Origin of the sequence: Pseudomonas sp. Pseusp97, assembly GCF_047304025.1 — a bacterium.
In the GTDB taxonomy this organism is placed as follows: Bacteria; Pseudomonadota; Gammaproteobacteria; order Pseudomonadales; family Pseudomonadaceae; genus Pseudomonas.
The window spans coordinates 1-211 of record NZ_JBGLYK010000626.1 but is presented as its reverse complement, the minus strand read 5'-3'; the positions used below and the strand labels follow the sequence as shown (position 1 = coordinate 211).

Here is a 211-nt window from a genome sequence, read left to right as displayed (position 1 = left end):
AGGGGCGTCGCCAAGCGGTAAGGCAGCAGGTTTTGATCCTGCCATGCGTTGGTTCGAATCCAGCCGCCCCTGCCATTAACCCACAGGGTTCAACGTACAGCGTCAACGAACACATTGCTCCGCAAGTTGTAAGCTACAGGGGCGTCGCCAAGCGGTAAGGCAGCAGGTTTTGATCCTGCCATGCGTTGGTTCGAATCCAGCCGCCCCTGCC

Annotated in this window: 2 tRNA genes; both read left to right on the top strand. The window is 58.8% G+C overall.

Features of this window, described 5'->3' with window-relative positions:
- Window positions 1-75 (top strand) — tRNA-Gln (locus ACCC94_RS30575).
- Window positions 76-137: 62 nt separating this feature from the next.
- Window positions 138-209, top strand: a tRNA-Gln gene (locus ACCC94_RS30570).
- Window positions 210-211 lie beyond the last annotated feature (2 nt).